The sequence below is a fragment of the Dyadobacter sp. Leaf189 genome (genome assembly GCF_001424405.1).
Lineage (GTDB): Bacteria > Bacteroidota > Bacteroidia > Cytophagales > Spirosomataceae > Dyadobacter.
Window position 1 is genome coordinate 168430 of the sequence record NZ_LMPS01000004.1, and the last position, 24698, is coordinate 193127.

A 24698-nucleotide genomic window follows, 5' to 3' on the forward strand; every position below is an offset into this window, starting at 1 on the left:
ATTCTGCGCTCGTTGTCACATTTAAATGCCGGCGGGATGCAGCTTTTGTTCGCACCGACGTTCTTAGATATAGATTACAAAGACGTATTTTTACCAAAACCTTAATTCATGATGAGAAAAATCAGCATAATCGCCAGTCTGGTACTTGGCATATTTACATTGAATATAGCGCAGGCGCAGGTTACCAAAGAACCCTGGACAGCAGCCGAACTGAAATCCACCGAAGACCTCGCGAAGCAGATCAATGATCCTTCGGCAGCGCAGCCGGTCATCATCAATGTGGGTCCCCAGGCGGTTATCAAAGGTTCGTTGGACGCGGGCGCTGCGCATGAGCACGGTAACATCGACCAGCTGAAATCCATTCTTGCCAAACAGGATAAAAACCGCGAAGTAGTACTTTACTGCGGATGCTGCCCATTTGAAAAATGCCCGAATATTCGTCCTGCCTTTACTGCATTGAAAGACCAGAACTTCACCAAACCCCGCCTGCTGGACATTCCTAAAAACATCAAAACCAACTGGATAGACAAGGGATATCCTGTAAATTGATATGGTTAATCAACTGAGTAGATTCCTGTTAGCCTCGTTTCTGGTGCTTGCATTTTCATATCAAACAAATGCACAGGGTACCGTGGTGAAAGTAGGGAATGCAGCGCCCGAAATCGCATTGCCGGGGCTGAAAGATGATACCGTCAGATTATCTTCGCTGCGCGGAAAAGTGGTTTTGATCGATTTCTGGGCAAGCTGGTGCGCACCCTGTGTTCAGGAGCAGCCTGAGTTGAAAAAGCTGCATACCCAATTTGCAAAACAAGGGAAATTCGAAATCCTGGGCGTTTCGCTGGATAGTAAAAGACCAGCCTGGGAGAAGGCGATTGAAAGGCTGGCGATCAGCTGGCCGCAGGTAAGTGACCTCAAATTCTGGATGTCGCCTGTGGCAGGTACTTATGAAATTGAAGCGCTTCCATTCAATGTGCTTGTTGACAGATCCGGAAAAATCGTGGCTATCAACTTACATGGTAAAGCGCTGGAAGAAGCCATTGCATTACAGGTAAAAATGCCTGCTCAAAACCCCTGACAAACTTAAAGCAACTTACCCGGCCAGATTTTCAAGCTGTTTAAAAATGGGGATAACCGACCTGCCTTTCTCAGAAAGTGTGTATTCAATGTGAAGCGGTTTCTCATTGATAATGGTCTTCCGGATCAGATCCTGTTCTTCCATTTCTTTCAATGCGCTGGCAATCGCCTGTTTGCTGGCACCTTCCAACTCGCGCAACAGCGCATTGAAACGAACCGGCTGCTTTAATGCACTGCGAAATATCTGCGGCTTCCATTTACCAGACAGTTGTTTAAGTAAACTTTCCGCCGGGCACTGGCTCTGGGCCTCACTTCCATTTTCCATATTCTTGACTGAAATTTTGCTGTTTATCCCGCCTCTTGTAAGCTAGCAACAGGATAGGCCAGGTAAAAGTTACAGATTACAGGCAGTCAACTTTTTCTGACTAATTGACCCGCACGCAATACTTGCCGAGATTTGTATTAAAATCAATAATTTGAAATGGAATTAACAACTAATAACCCACTCCTGTGTGATATCGAAACGGGCGTTTGCGAAATTCCCGGCTTATCCACTGATACAAAAACGGGAACCGAAATCCCCGCTTCTGCTCCGGTTAAAATCATCTATTTCACAGATCCGATCTGTTCCTCCTGCTGGGGAATTGAGCCGCAGTTGCGAAGGCTTAAACTCGAATATGGGCAGTATATAGAGGTAGAATATCGCATGGGCGGACTGCTGCCCGATTGGAGCTACAACAGTGGCGGCATAAGCAAGCCTTCCGATGTGGCCTCGCATTGGGACGAAGTAAGTTTGCATTACGACATGCCCATCGACGGGGATGTGTGGCTGGAAGATCCGCTGCATTCCTCCTACCCTCCCTCCATTGCATTCAAAGCCGCTCAGTTACAGGATACTGACAAAGCAGTTTATTTTCTTCGCGAGTTAAGGGAAATGCTGTTCCTCAAAAAACAGAATATCACTAAGTGGGAAAACCTGGCCGCAGCTGCCGCGAAAGTCGGACTGGATACCGTTCAACTGGAAAGTGATTTCAACGGAAAAGCAAACGAATTGTTTAAGGAAGACCTGGCACTGGCTGCGCAGCTGGGAGTGAGAGGGTTCCCTACCCTGTTCTTTGTAAATGCGCAGGGAGATCAGCAGAAAGTTTACGGTACTAAACCATATTCAGTCTACGAAGCAGCTCTGCTGGAACAAATGCCGGCAGCTGCGAAGAAGGAAATTGATACGAAATGGGATAGCCTTTTCGGTAAATACAGCTCGCTGACTGCACGCGAATTCGCCGGACTTTCAAACATTCCCCGCAATGAGGCGGAAGTACAATTGCGCGCACTCACAGGAGAAGGAAAACTGACGGAGCTAGCCACTAAAAATGGCTCCATGTGGACAGTAGTGCCGTAACAACAAAAAGAGCTGCCTTTTCAGGCAGCTCTTCAACTTTTTATTGCTTGGATTATGCCTTAGCAATATCTCTCAATGCTTTGATTTTGTCATGAGCAGCATTGATTTCCTGCGCCTGGCTTCTTACAACCTCGATTGCGCTTGCAGGCAGATCTGAACTTGCCAATGCATCCTGATAAGCTTTCTTAATCGCGTCTTCGCCACGTTCGGCTTCTGACAAAATGCTCGCACGGTCGCTACCGCCAAACAGGGATTTTACGTCAATCCATGCACGGTGCAAAGTACCGCTTACGCTGTTTCCTGTTTCAACTTCGTCGGCAGCGCCTACGATAGCTGCCAGCTCCTGGCCGTTTTTACGGCTTTGCTGTGCGTAGCTTTGAAACACTTCCTTCAAGTCAATATTTTCGTCTTGAATGTCTGCTATTACTTTTTCGAATCCTGCTACGCGGTCGTTATTGATTTCAATCAGATCATTAATTACGCCGGTTGCGTTTCCAACAGTTGCCATAATGTGTTTTTTGTTTGTTTTCGATGATTATACGAATATCGTGCCAGCCGGCATCTCTATCGTACCATCGCAAATCACACATTGACCGCCTAAGCAGCCTGCATTGCTTTCATCAAAACCGCAACAAACAACTAACGCTTTGGCCCGACTGAATCATAAATCACCACTTTCTCCCACAGGTGCGCGTAGTTATTTCTGAAATCATCGTGGATCGGGTGTTTCTGATAAGCTTCTTCATCTGCCGGACTGTCGAAAAAGCACAGCCAGGAATATGCATAGCTCCGCTCGATCACTTCGCGGTTTGTATCTGCCGGTGTTCCGATGTGAACCATTTTAATGGTCGGGCACTTGGCCAGCTTGTTCAATCCTTCGAGCAGCTTATCCTTATCCCCTGCATTACCCGGATTTTTCAGGTAAAACAACACGTGATGAACAAACACATTTTTAGGTGCCAGATCCGCGTTGCCGCCAATAACCAGTCCGGCTGAAAGGCTGCTTTTAACAAAATTCCTTCTCGATTGCTGCTTCATTTCAAACTACATTATAGGTGATACCTTATTTATTTTCAGAACAACGCCGCATATTCCTTTGGCATGGCGGTCAGTTCTTTGATGAGAATATCGCGATAAAAAACTTCCGCAGCCTCGCTTTGCAGCTGAATTTTACCACTAATCATCGGAACCTCCTTACCCTCAGGCGTGATATAGCGTGAATTATTGAGTACCATCACGACGTGACCATTGACAATGTGCAGGCTCTTTCCTTCATAGCAGATCAATTCGAGGTTGGTCCATTCCCCGGCGGGACTTTCGTGGTTAACCGAGCGCATGCAATAGTAATCCGAGCCGCTCTTGAAAGTCCCGTAAGGCTGCTTGTGATCCGCAACGCGGTTCATTACACCTTCCGCCGGAAACGAACGGATATCAATGGCAGAGTTGGCCTGGCACCAGAAATCGCCCATATGTCCTTCCATGATCTGAAATTCCTGCGAAAGCATCCAGGTACGCCAGTATTCTGCGCCAGCTTCGCCGGTGGAATGGTACAAAATACCCGAATCCCGCAGCTTGTCCAGTCTCGGTTCATATTTCTTCTCACCCCATTTGACAGCCAGTTTGAGGTGGTAGTTCTTGTATGACTTGCGTGTAAAAAGACAGCCGTAAGTCTCGCCGCTTACCCGCAACACAGGTCTGCCTGACTGTGCCAGCACCGAAAACACGCCCCCTTTGTCTTTGTTATAACCAATGGGAGCAATCGGGTTGCCAGCCTGATCGGTTGGTATTTTTCCATTGTATCCGGGCTTGTGGTTATAGCTCAGGTAATTTTCCCATTGCGAAAGGTCTTTGTCGAGCAACGGTGTCCATTCAGCCGGTTTTTGCATTGAAAACAAAGCTAATGCACCCAACAAGCAGGAAAGTAGAATAAAAGTTTGTTTCATAGGTTGTTTAGATTGCCTTGTTCGTCCAGTTTACAAAGGCAAATTTAGCCTGCGTCAATCCAGCCCCATTGTAAAAATCCATTGTAAATTGGTAGGTTTACGATAATCTCTGTCCCATGAAAAGGTACGTACTTCATACGCCATTCAGCATTTACCATTTCGAAGCTGTGAAATGGGTGCATTCGGTGCATAAGCATACCTATTTCGAGATCATTTTTATACTGAAAGGAAGCGGTACGCATCATATCAACGGGAATGCATTTGAGTATGCCGCAGGTGATGTATTCCTGCTCGGCCCCGAAGATTTCCATCATTTCGAGATCCTGGACCTGACCGAATTCAGCTTTGTCCGCTTCAACGAATCCATTCACAAGCAACTGCCCGGCGACAAGGACCATCCCTGGCAGCCTATCATCCGCGGGCTGCTGCATACTTCCTCGCAAAGCAGGGGTTCCATTGTGCAGGATAAGCAGGAAAAAGAGAAGCTCCACCAGCTGCTCGCGGTTCTGGAAGCGGAATCAGCCAATGATCAGTCGCAGTATTTTGAGGTGATCCGCGACAACCTGATGCGGAGTATGCTGATCATCCTGGCGCGTAACCTGTTCAGCCAGGCACAGAGCAAACCTGTGCAGCAGGATTCCATTGAGGCTATTCTGATGTATATCAAAAAGCACATTTACCAGCCTGAGGAACTCACAATCGAACATCTGGCCCGCACTTTCCATTATGCTCCGGCGTACATCAGTATCTTTTTCAAGAAACATACCGGTGAATCTGTAAAGCAATACATCATCAAACACAGGGTCAAGCTCATAGAAGCCCGCCTGCTTTACAGTCAGATGACACTCAGTGAAATTGCCCACGAATTCGGCTACACCGACGAAAGCCACCTCTGCAAACAATTCAAAAAATACACGGGAACAACCCCGCTCCTGTTCCGGCTACGCGTGTAGGGAGAAATTGAAACTGGTAAAGCCTATCCTTTTTTCACCTACCAACATTATAAATCCATTATCCTCCCGCTTTGTTTTAAAAGTTTTAACACCTGTTAGAAATCATCAAATCGTAACAGCGACTTAACATTGGGAAATGCGTGCTGCGATAATTTTGCACTTCTTTTTCTCGTCCCACATTCAAAGCGACTAAGCTCAACTACCAATAAGTAACAAATGGATTCACGCAGAGATTTTCTAAAAAAAGCGGCTATGCTGGCTGGTACCGGCACAATGGCGAATATGCTGCCGCCTGTTATTCAGCAGGCGCTCGCTATTGACCCCGAACCCGGAAGTACATTCTACGACGCCGAACATATCGTTTTTTTAATGCTCGAAAACAGGTCCTTCGATCACCAGCTCGGTACATTGCAGGGCGTGCGGGGGTACAATGACCCACGGGCGATTGATCTGCCGAATAAGAACAAGGTGTGGTTCCAGTCCAATAAAGAAGGTGATACCTACGCGCCTTTTCACCTGAATGTGAAGGATACCAAAGTAGCCTGGATGGGATCGGTTCCCCACGGCTGGAGTGACCAGACCGATGCCATGAATGGTGGCAAGTACGATAAATGGCTGGACGTGAAAAAGCCTGGCCGCAAGGAATTTTCCCATATCCCGCTCACCATGGGCTATTGCGACAGGTCCGATTTCCCCTTCTACTACTCGCTGGCGGATGCATTTACAGTATGTGATCATAACTTCTGTTCAAGCATTACGGGGACGCACCCTAACCGGTACTATTGGATGAGCGGAACCGTTCGCGAGAAAAATGAGGCGGAAGGAATGGCGCATTTGTGGAATATCAGCAACTACGTTTATCCTGAACTAACATGGAAAACTTTCCCCGAAAGACTGGAAGAGATTGGCGTTCCCTGGAAAGTGTACCAGAATGAGATTACAATGGGTTACGGGCTGAAAGGAGAAGAAAGCGCATGGTTGAGCAACTTCGGCACCAATGTGCTCGAATATTTCAAACAGTACAATGTGCGGTTCCATGAGGGCGGCATTGCCAATCTCCAAACCAAGAAGGACGCTATTCTGGAAACCATTGGAGAGCTTGAAAAACAATCAGACGACGCTAATGCACAGAAGCTGGCGGCTGCACGGAAAGTACTGGCCAGCATCGAAACCGCCCAGGCGAAATTCAATGCGGATACTTTCAATGCATTATCAGGAAATGAAAAAAGCCTGAATACCAGGGCATTTACAACCAATATCAACGATGCCGACTTTCACGCGCTGGCCTCCATGCAGTATGACGACAATGGAACCGAGCGCACGTTGAGCGTACCCAAAGGCGATGTATTTCACCAGTTCCGCCAGGATGTACAAAACGGTACTTTGCCTGCTGTTTCCTGGCTGATGCCGCCTGCCCATTTTTCTGATCACCCGGGTCAGCCGTGGTTTGGGCCGTGGTATGTGAGCGAGGTAATGGAAATATTGCTGAAAAATCCGGAGGTATGGAAGAAGACCATTTTCGTGCTGACCTACGACGAAAACGACGGCTACTTCGATCACCTGCCACCTTATACAGTACCCAATCCATACAAAGAGAACACCGGCAAGGTATCCGCGAACATAGATCCGAAACTGGATTTTGCCACCAGGACACAGCAGACCAATCCTTCCATGTCCGAGAGCAAGCTGCGCGAAGGATCAATCGGGCTGGGTTACCGCGTGCCGATGATCGTGGCTTCCCCCTGGACGCGGGGCGGGTTTGTCAACTCGGAAGTGTTTGACCATACCTCTTCATTACAGTTTCTGGAAAATTTCGTAGCGCGCAAATTCAACAAGAAGATCGTTGACGAGAATATTACGCAATGGAGACGTACCATTTGCGGTGACCTTACTTCGGTGTTCCGCCCGTACAATGGCGAGAAAATTGATAAACCTGAATTTCTGGATAAAAAGCCTTTTATAGAGCGCATTCACCAGGCACAATTCAAGCAGGCGCCCGACAATTTCAAAAAGCTTACGCCGGCAGAAATCCGCGAAATCAGCGAGAATCCGGCTTCCGCATTGTTCCCGACGCAGGAAAAAGGAGTGCGTGCGGCATGTGCGCTGCCTTACGAGCTTTACGTAGATAATCATTTTGACAAAGCCACAGGTGCGATCAAAGTGGCTTACAAGGCTGGGAATAGAGTCTTCGGCAAGCAAGCAGCCGGCTCTCCATTCAGAGTGTACGCGATGAACCCCTACCAGAATGAAACGCTGCGCTCCTGGGATTATAGCGTCTCCGCAGGTGATTCACTGGCCGATCAGTACAAGATCAGCGACTTCGAAAATGGCAGTTACCACCTGCGCGTCTACGGACCAAACGGCTTTTTCCGCGAATTTACCGGTGACCAGAATAACCCGTTGTTACAAGTGAATTGTGAATATGAAGCCAGGAATTCCAAACTAACCGGCAATGTGATTATCTCCATTACAAATCAGGATAACAAGGCACAGGCGATCGAGCTGGTTGACAACAGCTATAAAACCGGCAGCAGGAAAAAGACCATCGCGGCCGGCGGCAGTACGCAGTTCACATTCAATTTAGCAAAAAGCTTTAACTGGTACGACCTGAGTGTGAAGGTAAAAGACAGCCAGACCTTTGAAGAACGCTTTGCCGGCAGGGTGGAAACGGGTTCAGTCACTAAAACAGACCCATTAATGGGCGGCGTTGTGTAACTGGCTGTCCAACAAAACGAATATCTCATTGCAAAATGATTCATAGGAAAGATTCAGCGCCTGTTTCCTTGTTGTACCTTGACCGGTACTCCAGTGGTGACAGGCCTGTAATCTTCCTGAACACCTCGCGGAAAGCTTTCATATCCGAATAACCCGATTCATACATTACCTCCTTTACATTCTTGCAGCTGGTCTCGAAAGCCTTTTTTGCAGCCTCCACCCGCACACGCTGTGCATATTCGATCGGCGTGTTTCCGGTAGCTTTGATAAATCTCCGGTCAAAGTTTCTCCTGCCCACGGCATAATTCGAGATAAGCTCGGCAATGGACAGTCTGCTATGCAGATTGTTTTCAATGTAAGCTTGTGCCTCTTTCACGATCTCGTCGTCGTGCGATTTCTGGCCCGCAAAAATGATAAAGGGTGCCTGGGTTTGTCTGTCAATATCGATTTGAAAAACCTTGGAACAGAAGATTGCCGTTTGCCTGTCAAAGTATCTTTCAACGAGGTAAATAATCAGGTTCAGAAATGAATAAGCCCCGCCATTGGTATAGATCCCGTGCTCATTGGTGATCAGCCCGTCCCTTTTTACATCCACCTGCGGGAACATGGCGCGAAACGAATCTGCAAACGCCCAGTGTGTCGAACAGCTTTTTCCACTTAGCAGGCCTGTCTGTGCCAGCAGGAATGCGCCTGTACAAATACTCGCGACCTCGGCGCCCAGCATGTACTGTTCTTTCAGCCATTGAATCAGGTATGCATTCTTTTCTATAGCTTCCCTGAACTGATGGTTTACAGAAGGAATAATCACCAGGTCAGTCTTTTTTACCGCGGACAAATGGGTATGCGGCCGCACTGAAAACAGACCGTCATGAAAGTCCTGCTCGCTGGAAAGTCCTGCCAGCTGGATCTGGTAGCCTTCCCTGTTCTCCTTTTCTTTCCAGAAGTTATTGGCCCTCGTCAATATCTTGTATGCACCAATAATGCTGCTCAGGTTACCCTGGCCGTCGGGAACGAGGATGGTTATTTTTTTCATGTTTTTTGCAGAAAGATATACATACATCTTGTCCAAATCAACCCGCGGGATTGTCCATTTTGCATAGTTGCGATGTTTGGACAAGTCCATACTTTTGAGAAATCAAAGACGGTATAACCTTTAACATCAATCAAAAGCAAATATGGCAGATATCCTACACCGGATCGGGATCAAGGCTCCCATTCAAAATGTTTATCAGGCACTTACTACCAATGCCGGACTGGCAGGCTGGTGGACCACAGATACAAAAGGCGAGGGCGATCAGGTGGGAAGTATCCTTGAATTCAGGTTTGGAGCGGGCGGGTTTGACATGAAAGTAAAGGAACTCGTCGCACCAACCCGCGTCGTTTGGGAGGTAACAGATGGCCCCGCTGAATGGCTCCCGACTATGATCAGTTTTGATCTGAGAGAAGAGGGCGAATACATTATTCTCATCTTCAAACACATGAACTGGCAGGAACCGGTGGAATTCATGCATCATTGCAGCACCAAATGGGCCATATTTCTAATGAGCCTCAAATCACTTCTTGAAACCGGCGAAGGCAGCCCCAATCCCGTTGATGTCAAGATTGACAACTGGAATTGAATGTTCAATATGCAAAGCTACCCGGCTCAGATCAGATTGGAGCCGGGCAGCTTTGTTTTGCATTGCGTTAATCTGCCAGCTTAAAAACGATCTCGGTCTGCCATTTCTCCGGGTCTGGTTCCAGTTCGGGATCTACCAGGTAAAATTCGGTTCGCCCGCCCCATTGTGTTTTCTCGTTTCCAACCTGCTTTACCTCTGTCAGTCCCTGTTCTGCGATCCACTTTTCCAGGGCAACGTGGCCCTGCATCATATCCTTGAAATCGCCGGTATATACGATGCTCGCGTAATTACCCTCCGGAAAAACCCCTGCGATCACAGTTCCTTCACCTTCCACGGCCTGGCTCACCGGAAAACCTGCCTCGCATTCCAGCATACCTTCTTCATTCATCGATTTATAAAGAAAAAAGTCAACCCCGCTTGCTTTAATGCCCCGCTCCTGCATCCATTGCTTCACTTCGGGAATGAGCGGAGGCAGCACATCAGGTATATCGTACATGTGCACTGTTTTCGCGATAGCCACATAATACATTGCATTCCGGTGTTCTGATTTTGGTTCTGATAGCATGATCCATTGCTGATTTGTTGTCATGCAAAGCTAGGTGCTTCCACAAGGATTGTCGGAGGGCAATCACGTCATATTAAAGGGCGGATTGAGACATAATCCTTCCGTTTTAAGCAAGTGAATTGCGCTAGCTCAGTTTTTTTGGGGATATGTTCTTACCTTTAGATATCTGTAACGGCGGGATTATTGTGAATAAAGCTGCACTGAACCGCCCGATCTTCGATAATTAAATAAGAAACCCCACATCTGAACCCCTTTTGCGAATGCGGAAATTAAAAGAATATTGGACTATCATTTTGCCGGCTTTGGCCTGGCTGTTATATCTTGGAAAATCATTTGGACTGGATGGAGCGTTTGATATACTGGTTACATTAGGATTAATGGGCGTCGTCCTGGCGGCGGTACACCATGCAGAGATCATCGCGCTCAGGGTCGGAGAACCCGCCGGTACGCTGGTACTCGCTATTGCCATCACCGTTATAGAAGTAGCCCTGATCGTCTCGCTCATGCTCGCAGGCGGCCCCGATTCGCACATGCTGGCACGGGATACCGTTTTTGCTGCCATTATGATCATCCTTACCGGTATCATCGGTTTGTGCCTGCTCGTAGGCGGGGTGCGGTTCAAAGAGCAGCATTTCGGCCGGCATGGTACCAATGCAGCCCTCGTTACCTTAACAGCCATTTCCGTCCTTACGCTGATACTCCCCAATTACACCACGAGTATATCCGGTCCGGTTTACAATGTAAGTCAGCTCATCTTTGTCGCCATTATCTCCCTTGTACTGTACGGGACCTTTGTAATGGTGCAAACAGTGCGGCACCGCTCCTACTTTCTACCCGAAGATATAGCTGATGAAATAAGCCCCGAGCTGCACCAGCCGTCCAAAGGTCAGACTGCATTAAGCGTTTTCCTGCTGCTAGTTTGCCTCACTGCCGTAGTATTGCTGGCCAAAACACTTGCGCCGATGATTGAAGAGAAAGTAGCGGCTGCTGGTGCACCGGAGTCTGTGGTGGGTGTGATTGTGGCATTGATGATCCTGCTACCCGAAGGTTTGGCCGCCTATAAAGCTGCCCGCAAAAACAAACTGCAGATAAGCCTGAATCTTGCGCTTGGCTCTGCGCTAGCCAGTATCGGACTGACCATTCCCGCGGTAGCTGTTGTCTCCATTGTGACAGGATTTACAATTACGCTGGGTATTGATATGAAATCAACCGTGCTGCTGGTACTGTCGCTTTTTACGGTCGCGCTTGCATTTACAAATGGCAGGACCACGATCATGCAGGGCGTAGTGCTGCTGGTAATCTTTGCAGTTTACCTGTTCACGACGGTTGTCCCATAATCTATTTATTTGTTCTCAATTTTTCGGATTCGCGCATTGATCTGGTGTAAACATCGAAGCCTGCTTTCACCTGTTTTGATGCGCGCCGGAAAGCGGTCGAGGCTGTTATTGCTGTCAGCTTGTTTTGAGTTTGTAAAATGGAAGCGGCCTGCACCGCAACAGCTTCGTCAAATGCATTAAGGCGGCTGATCAGCTGGTCTGCATGCTCTCCCGCATCCGCAATCAACTGCTGCGCATAGGCGAATGCGCTTGTTCTTTTTGCATCCTTGTCGGCATCAATCCAAACTGCCCCCGAAGAGCCGATTACCTGAGGGTTCCACACGCTTGAAACACGGGAATATGGTTTTGGTATGATCCAGAAAGGATGCTGCGGATCAGGACCCTCGGCTATGGCGACGAAGTAAGTATCCTGTGATGTTACCGGTATAGTCCAGCTTCCCTCCCATTTTACGCCATTCTTTCCTTTGCCGGTAATGCGCGCTTCGCGTATCTTCTTTCCATTTGCGTATAAAGAAATACGGTCGGCTTTAATCCAGGACGGGCCCAGCACGCGCGCAGAAACCTGCACATCCTGACCCGATAACGGAATAAACCCGCCCGTTCCATCGCTGCCGTTTACACGTATCTCCGCCATCAACCCAAAACTCACCATCACACGTCCTGCCAGAAAGTTGTCCATTGCTTTGGCTACATCGATCTCTCCGGGCTTTTCATCCTCGCATTGAATATAAGTCCTGCCCTGCCCTACCAGGTAGCGCATTACGTCGTGCGAATCGCTTGAACCCACCGGCGTAAGAAAGTAGCCCCTGTTCAAAAGGCCAAACCAATCCTTGTACAGCTGCATGATATCCTTTTGCTGTGCACTCGAATTCATCACTTCCATGGCATTCACGGGCAGCTCCCAGCCGTCAAGATCCTGCCCGGCCTCAGAAATATGGCGCGAAGGGCCAAATGGCTGAAAGTTGTAAAAGACATTCCGGCCGTGGTTGAGGATAACTACCTGCCTGTGGTGAGCCAGTTCCTGCGAGACCGAATTCCAGTCTTTTACGTGATGATCAGCGGGCTTGTCTCCGTCGGCCAGGGGAAATACATTAAAATGGCCCACCTGCGTGGTAAATTCATTCCCGGTCACCGGGGTGAATACGGCGTTCAATCCCATTTGCTGTACCAGAGGCTTGGCATTGTATACGACATTATGATCGGTAAAAACAGGCAACTCGATCCCTTCTCCCGCCAGTGTCAACAGCCTTTCCTGTACAGTAGCATCGCCGTGGCCAGAGTTGGTGAGGGTATGAATGTGGGTATCCGAAGAAATCCAGCCTTGCGTGGGCACTTCCCTTTCAATCGTAAATTGCTGATTGGCTACCTCGCCCTTTTTTACTTCTAACAAAACAGAATCCACACCGTACTCAAACCCGCGGCTTGCGTACAGCTTGTATTTGCCCGCAGGTAAAGTGAAGGCGGCCTTTCCATCACCTGTATAAACGCAGCCTGTCCTTACCGCAAGCGGTTGCTGCCCGGGAGCTGCGGCCACAGGTTGAAGCGCCTTCTGAAGTGTGGTTATAGTTATTCTCGCCGGTACCAGCGTCTGCGAGCCTTTTTCCAAAATGCGCACGTTCACCTGCGCCTCTTTCATCAGGCTGCCCGGCTCACTGTCGATCAAGCGGATATCGCCAGTCATCATATCATCCGGGAGTAGGTCCGTTTTGCCAAGTCCATCCCTGTACTGGATCGTGAGTACATTCGCGTCCTCTTTCAATGTATTTGGCGGAACGGACAAGTACCGCACCCGCGCATTCTCATCCTGATCCAGCAGCCCAAGCTCCTGTCCATTCAAACTCACAGCCCACGCAGCCTTTACATCCTCCTGCCTGAGGCTGAGCGTCGCCGGCGATGCATTTGGTTTTGCCTTGAAACTGATCGAAAATTCCTTCTGTGGTGTGCCCTTGAAGGTGTCCCATTCACGTTCAGTCCCTGCCCGCAGGTGGTGCATGCGCGGATCCACTATCAATACCTGGGCTGTTAAGTGTCCGCTTAGCAGGAGCAGTAAAGCAATAAGTTTGGTTTGGATTGAATGCATCACGCAGTTGGACTAAGGGTTAGCAATGGTAAGAAGCCTTAAATGCAAATACGCTATTGTTATATCTATTCGTCAAAAACTATTTATCCAACTGCACAGCCGGGTTATTTCCCGCTGATGATTTTGTACAACAAAAAACAGGCACCGAATGGGCGCCTGTTTCAAATCCTATATGATGCTGAGCATTATAAATCCAGACCGGACCTTCTCATTCTTTCCTCGTCTGTGAGATCTTCTGCCTCTACTTCGGTATTTCGCAAAGTTTCATTGATGATCTCATCACGTTCGTCGACCGTCTTATTCAGACTGACTTCCTCCACAACGCGCGCCTCCTTGTTAACAACAGGAATTTCGGCATATTCTTTCATTTCAATAGTACCCTCACGGAAAGTTTCCAATTCCGACTCCGAGGCAATGCGATCCACAGGAGTTCTGCTGATACTTACCTGCTCCTGGCGCAGACGAATGCTTTCCTGAACAGGACGCTCCACGATGCGGCTTCTCAAACGCACACCACCTGTCTCAATTTCGCGCTTTCCAACCTGTAACTGCTCCTCAATCACCGGCAGTGAGGCACTGCGTTCATCAGAAACCAGAGACTCACGTGTTCTGCGGTCATCGTCTGGGGTAATGTCGATGGTGCGGTTGTCGTAAGTGTCAACATCACGATCCGTATAAGTCGTGCCCGGCGTAGCATCATAAGCGGTTGTGGGTATTACGGGATCCGTGTAAACCTCCGCAGGTACATTTGCTTCGTCCATTGGGATCATCCGGTTCTCTGCGGTCCCATTCACATCTACCGCGCCGTATTGATCTAGTATCGCTGCTGCGGCTTCTGCTTCGGCAGCGTCAAGAGCGTGTACAGTCACGATCGTGCCGCGCCTTCCCGCTTCCGAGTAGCGCCTTGTTTCTTCTTCATCCCCATCAAAAAGGTCTCTGAAAAAATTTCCGACACGGTCCATTACATCATCATTATCATTTACCGTGGACGAACTGCCGTCCGACGTGTATGATGCAGTCTTAATATCAACATCCCCGTCAGCGAACCCGTTTGCCAGCAAATAGTTCTGTGCCTCCTGGGCATCACTTTCGTATTCGAATATTCCAACAACTGTCTTAGCCATGATTTCCTTTAATTAAATAGTTTGTTGATGCGCATGTCCCATTAACCCCTTTGATCAGGATGGTTTCTCGACACACTGATTTGTTCTTTTCGCAGCGTTTCAGAAAAATGCTGCGGTGTTTGCTGCTGCTGTTTCGTGATATGAACCTCTTCCACCAGCATAAGCCGTTTCTCAACCACGAGCACCTCCTTCATAACGGAGATAATCGTTACATCTCCCTCCTGCCGGATAGCAGGCGGAGCGGTATCAACGTAGCGGTTGATCTCTTTTCTTTCCACCAAAAGCTGCTCGCTTGTGATGTGTTCGTCAAACTGTACTTGTTCTTCTACAACTTTCTTGGAAACGGTCACACTCCCGGTTTCCACCAATTCGGTGGTGACTACCAGCTTTTCCTCAATTACAGGAATGACCTGTGACTGCTCAGCTGGTAGTCCCTGATGGTTGCCCTGAAAGTTGTGCTCCGGGGCATTCATCAATAGCGATTTTGAAATTTATCGGCTGTTGTTTTTGCTTCGTCAGCAGCATTGTCGACTGCACCCTTCGCCTTGTCAGCGTAAGTATCAACAGTGCCTCTTGCCTGATCAGCAATTGAATTCAGCTTTTCCTTAGCCAGTTCAGCTGCGTCAGCCGCTTTTGCCTTGGTTTCTTCCCACTGATTTTTCAGATTGTCTTTTTGCTGATCAGCGAGGTCTTTCAGGTGCTGACGGGTTTCCACGCCTGATTTCGGCGCATAAAGAATTGCAGCTAATGCACCTACGGTAGCACCAATCAGAAAACCTAATGCAAATCCGCCATTAGAATCTTCATCGTGTCCAAAATCAAATTTCGAGCTCATCTTGTATGGTAGTTAGTTGAGCCTCCACAATAACTAAAAATGTGCCAGTACGTGATAAGACTGTTTACGGCATAAATTGCCTGAAATTCCCCTCAAAAGGTGAATCCTAAACCCCGGTAGCAATGGGAATATGGAATGGTATCAATTTTAGGTGCCGCACCAGCAGCAAAGCTTACACTCGCTGATGCTAGAACCAAAAGCCGAGCTGAACGGAAATCCTGGGCTTTTCCTCGTTTTTTTCTTTGGGTATAAATGCGCCGGCCGCGATCGTGATCAGATCCACAGGCGCCAGCCAGATGCCCCCGCCATAGTCGAAATGCCAGTTGGAAGAAGGATCGTCTTCCAGCCACACACGACCGTGATCAAAGCTGCCGAATATACCATAGGTAAGTGGCAATGCAGGATTGGCGCTATTCCCCAGTCTGACGCGCAGGTCGGTTGCGTGCCAGAAGCTGCTTGTGCCGTAAAACCGCTCCGTGCGGTAGCCGCGCAGCCCCTGCCTGCCGCCTATGACGGGCATTTGGAAAAATTCATAACCGTCTCCAAAGTTCAGGCCTGTTCCTGCCTGAGTGGCCAGGATGATATTTTCCCTGGCGTCCAGCGGGGTGTAGTATGACAAATGCGCGCGCAACGCAGCAAAGTTATAGCCTGTATTCAGGTTACTCGTCCAGTTGAATGCCGCATTGAACCTGATCCCGCGATGGGGCGTGGAAATCTGGTCTACCCCATTGAAGTCAACCAGCAACTTGGCTCCTGAATAATATTTCGTTTTAAAAATGTCTGTATCCAGTCCATTTTCCGGCGAAGTGATAAAGCGGCCCGCCGTTGCCTGAATGTCGTTGAACTCCGCATAAGGTCCCAGCGCAATAAAGCCGCTTGTTCCGGCGAAACGCTTTTTAATAGCTGGAAAAACGTACAATGCACTTTGACGAACACGGTAAAAACTGGGATCATCCACCGGCCGCACGGATTCATTACCTATACCCGCGTAGTTGAACGCGTACGTCGGGCCGCGATAATGCGTATCCAGGTAGAAATCGAACTTCTTAAATGCATTGATAAAATCACCTGTATAATTGACGCGAAAGGCAAGTGTATGAAAAGCAAAGCTGGCGCCGAATGTCTGAATGGAAGCGTAAGGTTCTTTTTTAAAACCATATTTGGTCAGACTCACATTGGCACCCAAAAAAACACCGTCGTCAGGGTTATAGCCTGCTATGGGAATGGGAAGGAGGATATCGTAGTTACTTTCCGCACTTCTGCGCTCGTAGGTATTGAAGCCGTAATCGTTGGTCCGCTTATCGTTTGTCTCCGGCCCGGGCGAAACTGTATTTTCTTTCAGGTCATCATACACGATCGTTTTCCTGCTGCCTGAATGTACATTCGAACTGTCCACCACGAGATCTTTGCCGGTACCTCCCACTATGCGGATTTTGATCCCTTTTTTCACATCCCCTTTCACCAGGAATTCGTCCTCATCTCCATTGCCGTACAGGGTTACCACCTCTGTTTGCCCTGTTTCAAAAACGCGGCGAAAAGTCTCCTTTTTAAGCTGCCCCTTTTTACTGATCTCCGACACGGTCACCCGGGTATGCGCATCATCCAGCCTTTCCACCGCAAAACGCTCCTTTTCCTCCGATCCGATTACATTCACGGATCTGGCCAGAAATTCATAATGCGCCCTCGCAATGCGCATCAGGTTATCTCTTCGGGTCGTAATGCTTTTGATGGTCGCCGGCGAAGCGGCTTCCCTGGCTTCCTGCGGCCACGCCGAAAATGCATTACTGATCACACCGTCCGTCAGGCGTGCCTGTATAAACTCCACCTGCTCCTCCCATTGCTCCCAGCTCAGACCATTCAGAAAAGTACGGTCCATCATTCTCGCACTCCAGGTAGTCCATTTCATGCTTTTGATCTCTGGTGTAAAACTTTGCAGCTGCCGCAAAAAGGGTAGCGTTTGTCCTGCCACATTGGTAATAAAACCATCATACAATGAAAAAGCCTGGTCGCGGTCACGGGGAATGGGGCGCAGCAGATTACTCCCGTCCTTTTGTTTGATGGAGGCCCAAGCCCATTGATCGTCGTGCCGGTCCCAGTCGCCGATCAAGAAATCAAAAAGCCGGGTACGCAGCATCCAGGGCTCATCGATCCTGCTTTTGTTATTTTCCAAAATGCTCTCAACCACATCGGGGGTACTGATGATCTTATCGGCATTCCCGAAATAGGCAGCGTCTTTCCACTTTTTGCCGTCGGGCCGCTCCTCAAACAAATTCATGGTGCCGCCAAAAACGGGATTATAGCTGGCAAGCGCGGGCTGGGCAGGTACATACACCAGCTTCGGGTTGGTGTGATACACCTGAATAGCCTCCGCCATTGACGGCATTGCCAGCGGTGCAAATGGATTGGTGGACAGGAAATTATCTTCTACCACGTATTTGGCAGCCGTCATTTTGTTGAATGGAGCCGGCAAAAACCGCGTTACATCTTTCGTCAGTCCGCGCAGTACGTATTCTTTTCCGTCCTTGGCGCGCAGCCGGAGCGAGTTGGTCTGGTTGCCGCCACCCTGTTTTACCGGCGTCAGTCCTCCCAAAGTCTGGTCAAGATCCATGACCGGAAATGTGTATTTGCGTGTGTAAAGGTCCCTGTTGTGCGTACCGAATAAGGCTTTGTGAAATTTACCCACTGGCTTCACTACCGTTTTGCTCACAAATTGCAAGCTGGAATCCGCCTGCTGCGCATATTCTGCAAAATGCGTTGCGGGATCGATTGCCGCCACTTTAAGCGCGTCTTTGACTTTCTTCTGAAATATTACTTTTGCATCTTTCCCGTCTTTACTGACCTCCCAATACCGGACCCAGGTCTCTCCGCCTTCATAAAAACTGAGCGTACTGAAACCGACAGACGTGGAAGCAAACTGCGAACCTTTGCCCATTCCGACGGGGCTGTTTTTTGAGCCGCTGCCGCTTACAATCATTTTCTGGTCGTCGTTCTCTATATATTGCAACGTATGTTCGTGCCCACTGGCAATGATGAAGTTCCCATTCTTTTTAGCCCCCGCCAGAATGGCCGTTCTCAGATCTTTATAATGCTGATTGGCCACATCCTGCCTGGAACCGATGGTACCCCGGAAAATAGCCGCCAGACTACCGATCACCGGAAGCGGGATGTACAATTTTGGATTGATATCAGTGAGCGGAAATAAATGCTGCCTGAAAGTATACTTGCCACCGTGCGGACCGTAGGTATAAGGCGGGTGATGCATGGCGATCACCACGTTCTTGTTTCTGTACTTACGGACTACGTTCTCAAACACAAACCTGAAATGTTCGCGGTTCTTGATTTCGCAGCCGTCATTGATCCTGGGATCTTTATCCCAGTCGGCCAGCCACCACTGCGAATCCACCACAATGATCACTACATTGTCGTTAAGCTCCACCACTTCCGGGCCGGAGCACGCGTCGAGCGGGAGAAAATAGTTTTCATAGTCCTCCTTATCCGTTTTCCCGCGGCGCGAATTGAGATATTCCTGCACATATTTCTGCTGGCGCTTTACCCCCTTGATCCCCCAACCACGCCAGTCGTGGTTACCGGGCAGAAAAATGGGATATCCTTTGAACCCGTCAAGTGTTTCCAGCTGGGAGTCGATCCGGTACTCGGCCACTTTTCGTTTGGCCGAATCCTCTGCGGGCGGCATACCGTATTCGTAAATATTGTCCCCCATAAACAATGCGGAACTTTCTTTCGGCTCAGTGGCCAGCTTTGCTTTGAGGTATTCCAAAACTGGTGCCGGATGCTCGGGGGAGTCATTTCCTGCGTCCCCGATCAGGTACATCGTGTGTTTGAGCTTCAACGAAGGATCGGGTGCATTTGACTGCCAGTCCTGTGCCTCCCGGGAGTAGCGGGTGCGGTAGCCTGCGCAGGATGCAAGTATGGATGAAATGATTAAGAGAAAACCAAATCGTAATAGTCGGGGCATAGCGTAATTCTTAAAATAATGAAGCAATTTCTCATTGACCGGCGAATACGCTAACTGCCGATTACCTGCTTCCTGTGGGCCAAACCCCAGAAATGCAGTTCGTCGAGCACTTTTTCAAGCGATAACCCGTGCGGGGTTATGGTATATTCGACAGTAGGCGGGAATGTGTCATAAACATCCCGTTTGATAAGCTGGTTTGCTTCCAGGCTCTTTAATTCTTTTGACAATGTCTTATCAGTGATCCCGTTAACTGCCCTGGCAATTTCCTTGAACCGCTTCGGCCGCTCGGACAGTGTAAACAGGATCAACAATTTCCACCGGCCGTTCAGAGCTTCGAGCGCATCACTGATCGTGAGCATTGTTTTGGGGCAACCACCTTTTGCTAACATCTGTTTTCTTGTTTGCGTTACTATCCTTTCGGATAGCGCTATCCAAACAGGAAGCGCTATCGAAGCGATAGTAAAGGTACCTAGTTTTGCCTTCAATCTAAACAACTCAGAAATGACTGGCAAACAACCTGTTTCAAAAACAAGGAACACATTATTATGGACTGCGCAGGTACTGCTGGCGGCTACGCTCGTTTGGGCTTCTTTTATGAAACTTTTTAAGCCTGCCGACGAATTGGCGCAAATGTGGCCCTGGGCCGCAGATCATCCCGGATTGGTAAAGTTCACAGGAATAGTAGACCTGCTCGCGGCGGCGGGGTTAATCCTTCCGATGCTCCTGGGCATCAGGCCGCAACTCACACGATATGCCGCCTTCGGGGTTGTTGCATTGATGGCAGCTGCGGTTGCTTTTCACCTTCTCAGGTCAGAGGGTTCCAGTATCGCATTTAACCTTGTCTTCGCGCTGATCGCCGGGTTTATTGCCCGGGGAAGAAGGTGATCTTGGCCGGAATATTCAGGAGCTGCGTGACTAAAAACTCGTCGTGATCATCAGCTGGATCACGTTCGTTGCGACATCCCCATCCTGCTCCCGCTGATACCAATACATATAGCCCAGCTCCGTGTCGATCTTCTCGCTCCATCGGTAACCGACCGAGCCTAAAACTCTGTTTTGATCGAAAAATGAATTGTTCACGTGACTTTTATGGGAAACGTTCACGAAAAGTTCATCCTGAAAATTGAGGTATAACCCTCTTTTAAAATCGTCCTGAGCGAAAATGGGGATCTGAAAAGCGGTAAATGCCCGCGCACGTTGCGAAAACAGTACCTGCTCTGACTTTACAAACCGCTGCTCAAATCGCCCGCGCACCGTCCATTCGGTTAGCCCGAGTTTGGTAGACAGCTGATACTGCTGGTAAATGCGGTGTTCCGGCTGGAATTGAACTTCGTTATTTTCGCGTTCCCAATCATTTTTTGACGCATAACCCAATGCAAACGCGTTTTGATCATTTACACGATAGCCCGCCGCCGCCCGTAAAAGCAGCGTATTTACTAACCTGAACTGATCTCCCGTGCGGACCTGCGCATCAAAAAGAAGGTCCCACTTCTTACCCAGCTGCTGCGTGTGTGAAAGAAAGGTCCAGCCGCTGTTCGCATTTTGTGCCAAAACATGGAAGTGTGTACATATCAGCACGAATGCAGTAATAAAAATCCTGAATGGAGTAACCATCATTTCTGTCGGTTTTAGATTGGTTATCCTTCATCAACCAAGAGGTATTTACTTTACCTGAATAAGCGGCCCGTCATTCTGGCTGGTCAGCGTGCCAAAGCAGGTGAGGTCGTAGCCCATCGTGCGGAGTTCTGTTTCAAAATGCTCAGCTTGCTGCCCTTCTACTGCGATCAGCAAGCCGCCGCTCGTTTGAGGATCAGCCAGAATGTAGCGTTGCTTTTCGGTGAGCTCGCCTATTTTGTGACCATAACTATTCCAGTTACGCTGCGTTCCGCCGGGAAAGCAGTTTTGTTCCAGATAATAGGGAAGCGAGCCAATCACCGGCACTTTGTCAAACTCGATCTCGGCAGTCAATCCGCTTCCTTCGCACATTTCCGAAAGGTGGCCCAGCAGGCCAAATCCGGTCACGTCGGTGAGTGCTTTAACAGCCGGCATTTTACCCAGTGCCTCTCCCAGGTTATTCAGCTTCGTCATACTTTCCAGCGCAATGGCCGCGTCTGCGTCCCGCAAAATGCCGCGTTTTTGCGCTGTTGACAGGATACCCACGCCCAGTGGCTTCGTCAGATACAATCTGCAACTTTCCGTAGCTGTTGAATTCTGTTTCAGGTGTTCAATCTGCACCATCCCGTTCACAGCCAGGCCGAAGACAGGTTCAGGGCAGTCGATACTATGTCCGCCCGCGAGCGTGATTCCGGCTTTCGCACACACAGCTCTTGCACCTTCCAGCACGCGCTGTGCTACTTCGGCAGGAAGCTTGTCCACCGGCCAGCCCAGTATCGCGATCGCCAGCACAGGTTTCCCGCCCATTGCATACACGTCACTGATCGCATTGGTGGAAGCAATGCGCCCGAATTCAAATGCATCGTCCACAATGGGCATGAAAAAGTCGGTCGTCGAGATCAGCGCGGTACCGTTTCCCAGGTCGAGCACTGCTGCATCGTCCCTTTTGTCATTACCTACCAGCAGGCGCGGGTCAATAGCTGCGGGCACGGAACTATGTAAAATCGTATCCAGAACGGCAGGGCTGATTTTGCATCCGCAGCCCGCGCCGTGCGAGTACTGGGTTAACTTAATGTCATTGATGTTCATAAAACCGATGATTGTACGCGATGCGTTTTGATTGTTTTGGCAAAATCTAAAATCTGTCTCACCTGCTCTTCCAGGGAATCTCCTGCCAATGCAAGCGTGTGAATGCGGCCCGGATCAGACCTGGCCAGTGCTTTCAGGTAAGCCTTATCATAATATACCAGCACAATCCTGATAAAATCGTCCATCTTGTCCTGCTGTATTGCTTCAATAGCCTGGGTGGTCTGCAATGGTCCCAGCCGCTTGTGGATACGCTGTGTACAGGCGATCAGAAAATCCTTGTCAAGCGCGCCATACTCCCCTACCAGCCCCGCTACCCGAATGTTTATATCCACCTCCACATTCAATAAAGGCGCCTGGATCATGGAAGCCCACAATGCACGCGGGATAGTTACCTTTCCGATATTCAGATTTTCATCTTCAAGCCACACGCGCCGGTTCCCGTCAATATCTTTCATCACCCAGGCCAGGTTGTTTTCAAACTGCTCCTGTGTGGGCTGTATCATTTTGTTCATCGTCCCATAAGCTGAACCCTGGTGCCGCGCCAGCTCTTCGAGATCGATCACCTGCTCTCCCATCTCGCGCAGCCAGCCCAACTGTCTCGTTTTTCCCGAGCCGGTCATACCTCCCAGTACCAGCAGCTCGTACTCGCGGGCAAATTGCTGATTAGCCCATTGCCGGTAACTTTTATAGCCGCCCCGGATCAGGAAAACTTCGAACCCGTACAAATCCAGTGCCCACGCCATGGCGCCGCTCCGCATTCCGCCGCGCCAGCAATGCAGTGCAATCCGCTTGTCGGGTGCCAGTTCAAGTGCCTGCCTGATGAAGCCCGACCATTTATTACCGGTCAGATCAAAGCCCAGCAAAATAGCGGCTTCCCGGCTGACCTGCTTGTAGGTAGTCCCCACCAGCACCCGCTCCTGATTGCTGAACAAGGGCAGGTTAACGGCGCCCGGAATATGGGCGTGTTCAAATTCAGCGGGTGTGCGCACGTCAGCCAGCACAATGCCGGCTTGCATGGAGAGATATTCCTGAATGGAGATATTGTTGATCATAATAAATGCAGGGGCTTTGACAAATTAACACTATTTCTGATTGAGAATTATCATGCGCCAGACCCAACCTCGGCTCGAATACTCGAGTATAATACAGTAGAAGTATTCAGATATCATCCCTGCCTGTCAATGATCAACGTCCGGAAAGAAATCAGGATCCGCTTAGTGCTCCTCTGTCTCGTTATGTCCGTTTGCATTCCCCTTTTCTGCTATTTCAAATACCAGCTCGACTACGACCGCTTTCATACGAAATCTCACCGCATTTATAAGTTAATGACGGATTGGAGCACGCCCGGCGAGCAGACAACCAGCAGTATTTCTTCTTTTAATGCCGCTACCAGGATAGGTTCAGGTTTGAACCTCATTGAAAAATCAGCCAGGATCATACACAGCAGCTTCCAGCTAAAAAGCAGCCATTCACATTCCATAACTGTTGATGGCGTTTTTGCGGATGCTTCGGTATTTGAAATCTTTGATTTCCCTATGGTAAGTGGCAATGCGCAGACTGCTTTGCAGCACCCTTTCACTGCTGTACTGACCGGCCAAACGGCAACAGCGCTATTCGGGGAGCAGGATCCGGTTGGTAAGATGTTTTATTCAGGAGATTTAAACCAACCTGTGACTGTAACGGGACTTGTGAAAGAGCTCCCGGGAAATTCCCAGATCCAGGCAGGCCTGTTTGTTTCAATGCCCACGCTTGTGCAGCTGCATGATCAGAAGATAAGCGGAAAAATGGAAGAAATTGGTGTTGTTACTTACCTGTTGTTCAAGAAAAATACAAGCAGGCAAACTGCAAGTGAAACAGTAAGCAAACTGTTTTCAGGTCAAGGAGCCTTTAAAAATTTGCTGACTAACAAAGCAATTCGCATTGAACCGCTCAGAAATGGTTTTTTCAATCCTTTGCTCGGCCGTTTCCAGGTTTTCGCATTGTGTGCCGCTGTGGTCATCATGCTACTCGTGCTTTTGGAATCGTTGAATAGCCTTGTTAAAATGGTATTGTTACAGATCAGTCTGGGTGACGATTATCAAACCATCACAAACAAGGAACGAAACAGCAAGCTGATCCGGCGCGTTTTTGTGCTGGTACTGGCTTCCGGCGCAATCGCAAGTGTGGTTTCGGCGATCCTGGTAGCTGCTGCGGCTCTCTTTTTAGAAATCCCATTCACCCAGCATATACCTGCATTTACCGCTATCGCAACAGGCACAGTGATCCTGTCCGTTGTGAGCAGTGTACTTATCGGTTACTGGATCGTTTTGCGTGTACCGTCAGAACCGATGCGCACCTACTTGATCCATAAAAAATCCTGAATGAAGATACCGCGA

General features: G+C 49.0%; 24 protein-coding genes. 9 read left to right on the top strand and 15 right to left on the bottom strand.

All coding sequences use genetic code 11. The features are described 5' to 3' along the window. Nucleotides 1-108 precede the first annotated feature (108 nt). Both ASG33_RS10025 and ASG33_RS10030 read left to right on the top strand, forming a co-directional pair. Entirely contained in the window at nucleotides 109-549 is a 441-nt protein-coding gene (locus ASG33_RS10025) for a rhodanese-like domain-containing protein (protein ID WP_229238614.1), read from the top strand. Between the two features lie 43 nt (nucleotides 550-592). Then, nucleotides 593-1075, top strand: a complete 483-nt coding sequence (locus ASG33_RS10030; RefSeq protein WP_200942753.1) for a TlpA disulfide reductase family protein — start codon at nucleotides 593-595, stop codon at nucleotides 1073-1075. 15 nt (nucleotides 1076-1090) lie between these two features. Here the strand turns inward: ASG33_RS10030 and ASG33_RS10035 are convergent, their stop codons facing one another. Further along, nucleotides 1091-1399: a helix-turn-helix domain-containing protein gene (locus ASG33_RS10035; protein ID WP_056283883.1), complete on the bottom strand. Its 309-nt coding sequence runs from the start codon at nucleotides 1397-1399 to the stop codon at nucleotides 1091-1093. A 156-nt stretch (nucleotides 1400-1555) separates the two neighbouring features. Here ASG33_RS10035 and ASG33_RS10040 point away from each other — a divergent pair, with 156 nt between their 5' ends. Then, the gene (locus ASG33_RS10040) at nucleotides 1556-2473 is read left to right on the top strand and encodes a ClpXP adapter SpxH family protein (protein ID WP_056283886.1); all 918 of its coding nucleotides are present in this window, start codon (nucleotides 1556-1558) and stop codon (nucleotides 2471-2473) included. Nucleotides 2474-2525: 52 nt separating this feature from the next. Here the strand turns inward: ASG33_RS10040 and ASG33_RS10045 are convergent, their stop codons facing one another. The 3 genes from ASG33_RS10045 to ASG33_RS10055 all read right to left on the bottom strand — a co-directional run bounded on the left by ASG33_RS10045 (nucleotide 2526) and on the right by ASG33_RS10055 (nucleotide 4416). Continuing rightward, a complete protein-coding gene (locus ASG33_RS10045; protein WP_056283892.1) occupies nucleotides 2526-2981 on the bottom strand; it encodes a PA2169 family four-helix-bundle protein in 456 nt (151 codons plus the stop codon). Nucleotides 2982-3112: 131 nt separating this feature from the next. Then, nucleotides 3113-3511 carry a Dabb family protein gene (locus ASG33_RS10050; RefSeq protein WP_056283895.1) on the bottom strand — a complete coding sequence of 133 codons (399 nt, stop codon included), beginning with the start codon at nucleotides 3509-3511 and terminating at the stop codon, nucleotides 3113-3115. A gap of 35 nt (nucleotides 3512-3546) precedes the next feature. Further along, complete coding sequence (locus ASG33_RS10055) at nucleotides 3547-4416, bottom strand: DUF1080 domain-containing protein (protein WP_056283898.1); 870 nt, start codon at nucleotides 4414-4416, stop codon at nucleotides 3547-3549. A 116-nt stretch (nucleotides 4417-4532) separates the two neighbouring features. On the opposite strand from ASG33_RS10055, the gene ASG33_RS10060 reads away from it, so the two are divergent. Together ASG33_RS10060 and ASG33_RS10065 are read left to right on the top strand one after the other, a co-directional pair. Further along, a complete protein-coding gene (locus ASG33_RS10060; RefSeq protein WP_056283901.1) occupies nucleotides 4533-5369 on the top strand; it encodes an AraC family transcriptional regulator in 837 nt (278 codons plus the stop codon). Nucleotides 5370-5585: 216 nt separating this feature from the next. Further along, complete coding sequence (locus ASG33_RS10065; protein ID WP_056283904.1) at nucleotides 5586-8084, top strand: phosphocholine-specific phospholipase C; 2499 nt, start codon at nucleotides 5586-5588, stop codon at nucleotides 8082-8084. A 40-nt stretch (nucleotides 8085-8124) separates the two neighbouring features. Here the strand turns inward: ASG33_RS10065 and ASG33_RS10070 are convergent, their stop codons facing one another. After that, nucleotides 8125-9117, bottom strand: a complete 993-nt coding sequence (locus tag ASG33_RS10070; protein ID WP_056286320.1) for a GlxA family transcriptional regulator — start codon at nucleotides 9115-9117, stop codon at nucleotides 8125-8127. 142 nt (nucleotides 9118-9259) lie between these two features. On the opposite strand from ASG33_RS10070, the gene ASG33_RS10075 reads away from it, so the two are divergent. After that, nucleotides 9260-9703, top strand: a complete 444-nt coding sequence (locus tag ASG33_RS10075) for an SRPBCC domain-containing protein (RefSeq protein ID WP_056283909.1) — start codon at nucleotides 9260-9262, stop codon at nucleotides 9701-9703. A 67-nt stretch (nucleotides 9704-9770) separates the two neighbouring features. Here ASG33_RS10075 and ASG33_RS10080 read toward each other — a convergent pair whose 3' ends face one another. Then, complete coding sequence (locus tag ASG33_RS10080) at nucleotides 9771-10292, bottom strand: GyrI-like domain-containing protein (RefSeq protein ID WP_056283912.1); 522 nt, start codon at nucleotides 10290-10292, stop codon at nucleotides 9771-9773. A 236-nt stretch (nucleotides 10293-10528) separates the two neighbouring features. Here ASG33_RS10080 and ASG33_RS10085 point away from each other — a divergent pair, with 236 nt between their 5' ends. Further along, complete coding sequence (locus ASG33_RS10085) at nucleotides 10529-11605, top strand: calcium:proton antiporter (protein ID WP_056283915.1); 1077 nt, start codon at nucleotides 10529-10531, stop codon at nucleotides 11603-11605. Nucleotide 11606: 1 nt separating this feature from the next. On the opposite strand, the gene ASG33_RS10090 is transcribed toward ASG33_RS10085, so the two are convergent. From ASG33_RS10090 to ASG33_RS10115, 6 genes are all read right to left on the bottom strand, one after another. Further along, nucleotides 11607-13685 (bottom strand): CehA/McbA family metallohydrolase, encoded by a 2079-nt coding sequence (locus ASG33_RS10090; protein WP_056283918.1) that lies wholly within the window; start codon nucleotides 13683-13685, stop codon nucleotides 11607-11609. 185 nt (nucleotides 13686-13870) lie between these two features. After that, nucleotides 13871-14809 carry a YsnF/AvaK domain-containing protein gene (locus ASG33_RS10095; RefSeq protein ID WP_056283921.1) on the bottom strand — a complete coding sequence of 313 codons (939 nt, stop codon included), beginning with the start codon at nucleotides 14807-14809 and terminating at the stop codon, nucleotides 13871-13873. Nucleotides 14810-14850: 41 nt separating this feature from the next. Further along, nucleotides 14851-15282: a YsnF/AvaK domain-containing protein gene (locus ASG33_RS10100; RefSeq protein WP_082489177.1), complete on the bottom strand. Its 432-nt coding sequence runs from the start codon at nucleotides 15280-15282 to the stop codon at nucleotides 14851-14853. After that, complete coding sequence (locus ASG33_RS10105) at nucleotides 15282-15644, bottom strand: YtxH domain-containing protein (protein ID WP_056283926.1); 363 nt, start codon at nucleotides 15642-15644, stop codon at nucleotides 15282-15284. Before ASG33_RS10105 ends, ASG33_RS10100 begins: the two co-directional genes overlap by 1 nt. 187 nt (nucleotides 15645-15831) lie before the next feature. Continuing rightward, nucleotides 15832-19620 carry a metallophosphoesterase gene (locus ASG33_RS10110; protein ID WP_056283930.1) on the bottom strand — a complete coding sequence of 1263 codons (3789 nt, stop codon included), beginning with the start codon at nucleotides 19618-19620 and terminating at the stop codon, nucleotides 15832-15834. A 50-nt stretch (nucleotides 19621-19670) separates the two neighbouring features. Then, nucleotides 19671-20009, bottom strand: a complete 339-nt coding sequence (locus ASG33_RS10115) for a helix-turn-helix domain-containing protein (RefSeq protein ID WP_056286325.1) — start codon at nucleotides 20007-20009, stop codon at nucleotides 19671-19673. A gap of 112 nt (nucleotides 20010-20121) precedes the next feature. Here ASG33_RS10115 and ASG33_RS10120 point away from each other — a divergent pair, with 112 nt between their 5' ends. Then, nucleotides 20122-20505: a DoxX family protein gene (locus ASG33_RS10120; protein WP_056283933.1), complete on the top strand. Its 384-nt coding sequence runs from the start codon at nucleotides 20122-20124 to the stop codon at nucleotides 20503-20505. Nucleotides 20506-20535: 30 nt separating this feature from the next. Here ASG33_RS10120 and ASG33_RS10125 read toward each other — a convergent pair whose 3' ends face one another. The 3 genes from ASG33_RS10125 to mnmH are packed head-to-tail and all read right to left on the bottom strand — an operon-like array spanning nucleotide 20536 to nucleotide 23375. Beyond that, the gene (locus ASG33_RS10125; RefSeq protein WP_056283935.1) at nucleotides 20536-21237 is read right to left on the bottom strand and encodes a DUF2490 domain-containing protein; all 702 of its coding nucleotides are present in this window, start codon (nucleotides 21235-21237) and stop codon (nucleotides 20536-20538) included. A gap of 45 nt (nucleotides 21238-21282) precedes the next feature. Then, entirely contained in the window at nucleotides 21283-22323 is a 1041-nt protein-coding gene (gene selD, locus ASG33_RS10130; RefSeq protein WP_056283938.1) for a selenide, water dikinase SelD, read from the bottom strand. Beyond that, entirely contained in the window at nucleotides 22320-23375 is a 1056-nt protein-coding gene (mnmH, locus tag ASG33_RS10135; RefSeq protein WP_056283941.1) for a tRNA 2-selenouridine(34) synthase MnmH, read from the bottom strand. Before mnmH ends, selD begins: the two co-directional genes overlap by 4 nt. A 129-nt stretch (nucleotides 23376-23504) precedes the next feature. On the opposite strand from mnmH, the gene ASG33_RS25560 reads away from it, so the two are divergent. Further along, nucleotides 23505-24683, top strand: a complete 1179-nt coding sequence (locus ASG33_RS25560) for an ABC transporter permease (RefSeq protein WP_162242738.1) — start codon at nucleotides 23505-23507, stop codon at nucleotides 24681-24683. Nucleotides 24684-24698 lie beyond the last annotated feature (15 nt).

What these genes read in the sequence shown, in the direction of transcription:
- ASG33_RS10070 (WP_056286320.1), bottom strand. Translation starts at nt 9,117, where the DNA reads ATGAAAAAAATAACCATCCTCGTTCCCGACGGCCAGGGTAACCTGAGC.
- ASG33_RS25560 (WP_162242738.1), top strand. Translation starts at nt 23,505, where the DNA reads ATGATCAACGTCCGGAAAGAAATCAGGATCCGCTTAGTGCTCCTCTGT.
- ASG33_RS10095 (WP_056283921.1), bottom strand. Translation starts at nt 14,809, where the DNA reads ATGGCTAAGACAGTTGTTGGAATATTCGAATACGAAAGTGATGCCCAG.
- ASG33_RS10085 (WP_056283915.1), top strand. Translation starts at nt 10,529, where the DNA reads ATGCGGAAATTAAAAGAATATTGGACTATCATTTTGCCGGCTTTGGCC.
- ASG33_RS10100 (WP_082489177.1), bottom strand. Translation starts at nt 15,282, where the DNA reads ATGAATGCCCCGGAGCACAACTTTCAGGGCAACCATCAGGGACTACCA.
- ASG33_RS10090 (WP_056283918.1), bottom strand. Translation starts at nt 13,685, where the DNA reads ATGCATTCAATCCAAACCAAACTTATTGCTTTACTGCTCCTGCTAAGC.
- ASG33_RS10035 (WP_056283883.1), bottom strand. Translation starts at nt 1,399, where the DNA reads ATGGAAAATGGAAGTGAGGCCCAGAGCCAGTGCCCGGCGGAAAGTTTA.
- ASG33_RS10110 (WP_056283930.1), bottom strand. Translation starts at nt 19,620, where the DNA reads ATGCCCCGACTATTACGATTTGGTTTTCTCTTAATCATTTCATCCATA.
- mnmH (WP_056283941.1), bottom strand. Translation starts at nt 23,375, where the DNA reads ATGATCAACAATATCTCCATTCAGGAATATCTCTCCATGCAAGCCGGC.
- ASG33_RS10065 (WP_056283904.1), top strand. Translation starts at nt 5,586, where the DNA reads ATGGATTCACGCAGAGATTTTCTAAAAAAAGCGGCTATGCTGGCTGGT.
- ASG33_RS10120 (WP_056283933.1), top strand. Translation starts at nt 20,122, where the DNA reads ATGACTGGCAAACAACCTGTTTCAAAAACAAGGAACACATTATTATGG.
- ASG33_RS10080 (WP_056283912.1), bottom strand. Translation starts at nt 10,292, where the DNA reads ATGACAACAAATCAGCAATGGATCATGCTATCAGAACCAAAATCAGAA.
- ASG33_RS10050 (WP_056283895.1), bottom strand. Translation starts at nt 3,511, where the DNA reads ATGAAGCAGCAATCGAGAAGGAATTTTGTTAAAAGCAGCCTTTCAGCC.
- ASG33_RS10025 (WP_229238614.1), top strand. Translation starts at nt 109, where the DNA reads ATGATGAGAAAAATCAGCATAATCGCCAGTCTGGTACTTGGCATATTT.
- ASG33_RS10055 (WP_056283898.1), bottom strand. Translation starts at nt 4,416, where the DNA reads ATGAAACAAACTTTTATTCTACTTTCCTGCTTGTTGGGTGCATTAGCT.
- ASG33_RS10075 (WP_056283909.1), top strand. Translation starts at nt 9,260, where the DNA reads ATGGCAGATATCCTACACCGGATCGGGATCAAGGCTCCCATTCAAAAT.
- ASG33_RS10115 (WP_056286325.1), bottom strand. Translation starts at nt 20,009, where the DNA reads ATGTTAGCAAAAGGTGGTTGCCCCAAAACAATGCTCACGATCAGTGAT.
- ASG33_RS10060 (WP_056283901.1), top strand. Translation starts at nt 4,533, where the DNA reads ATGAAAAGGTACGTACTTCATACGCCATTCAGCATTTACCATTTCGAA.
- ASG33_RS10125 (WP_056283935.1), bottom strand. Translation starts at nt 21,237, where the DNA reads ATGATGGTTACTCCATTCAGGATTTTTATTACTGCATTCGTGCTGATA.
- ASG33_RS10040 (WP_056283886.1), top strand. Translation starts at nt 1,556, where the DNA reads ATGGAATTAACAACTAATAACCCACTCCTGTGTGATATCGAAACGGGC.
- selD (WP_056283938.1), bottom strand. Translation starts at nt 22,323, where the DNA reads ATGAACATCAATGACATTAAGTTAACCCAGTACTCGCACGGCGCGGGC.
- ASG33_RS10045 (WP_056283892.1), bottom strand. Translation starts at nt 2,981, where the DNA reads ATGGCAACTGTTGGAAACGCAACCGGCGTAATTAATGATCTGATTGAA.
- ASG33_RS10105 (WP_056283926.1), bottom strand. Translation starts at nt 15,644, where the DNA reads ATGAGCTCGAAATTTGATTTTGGACACGATGAAGATTCTAATGGCGGA.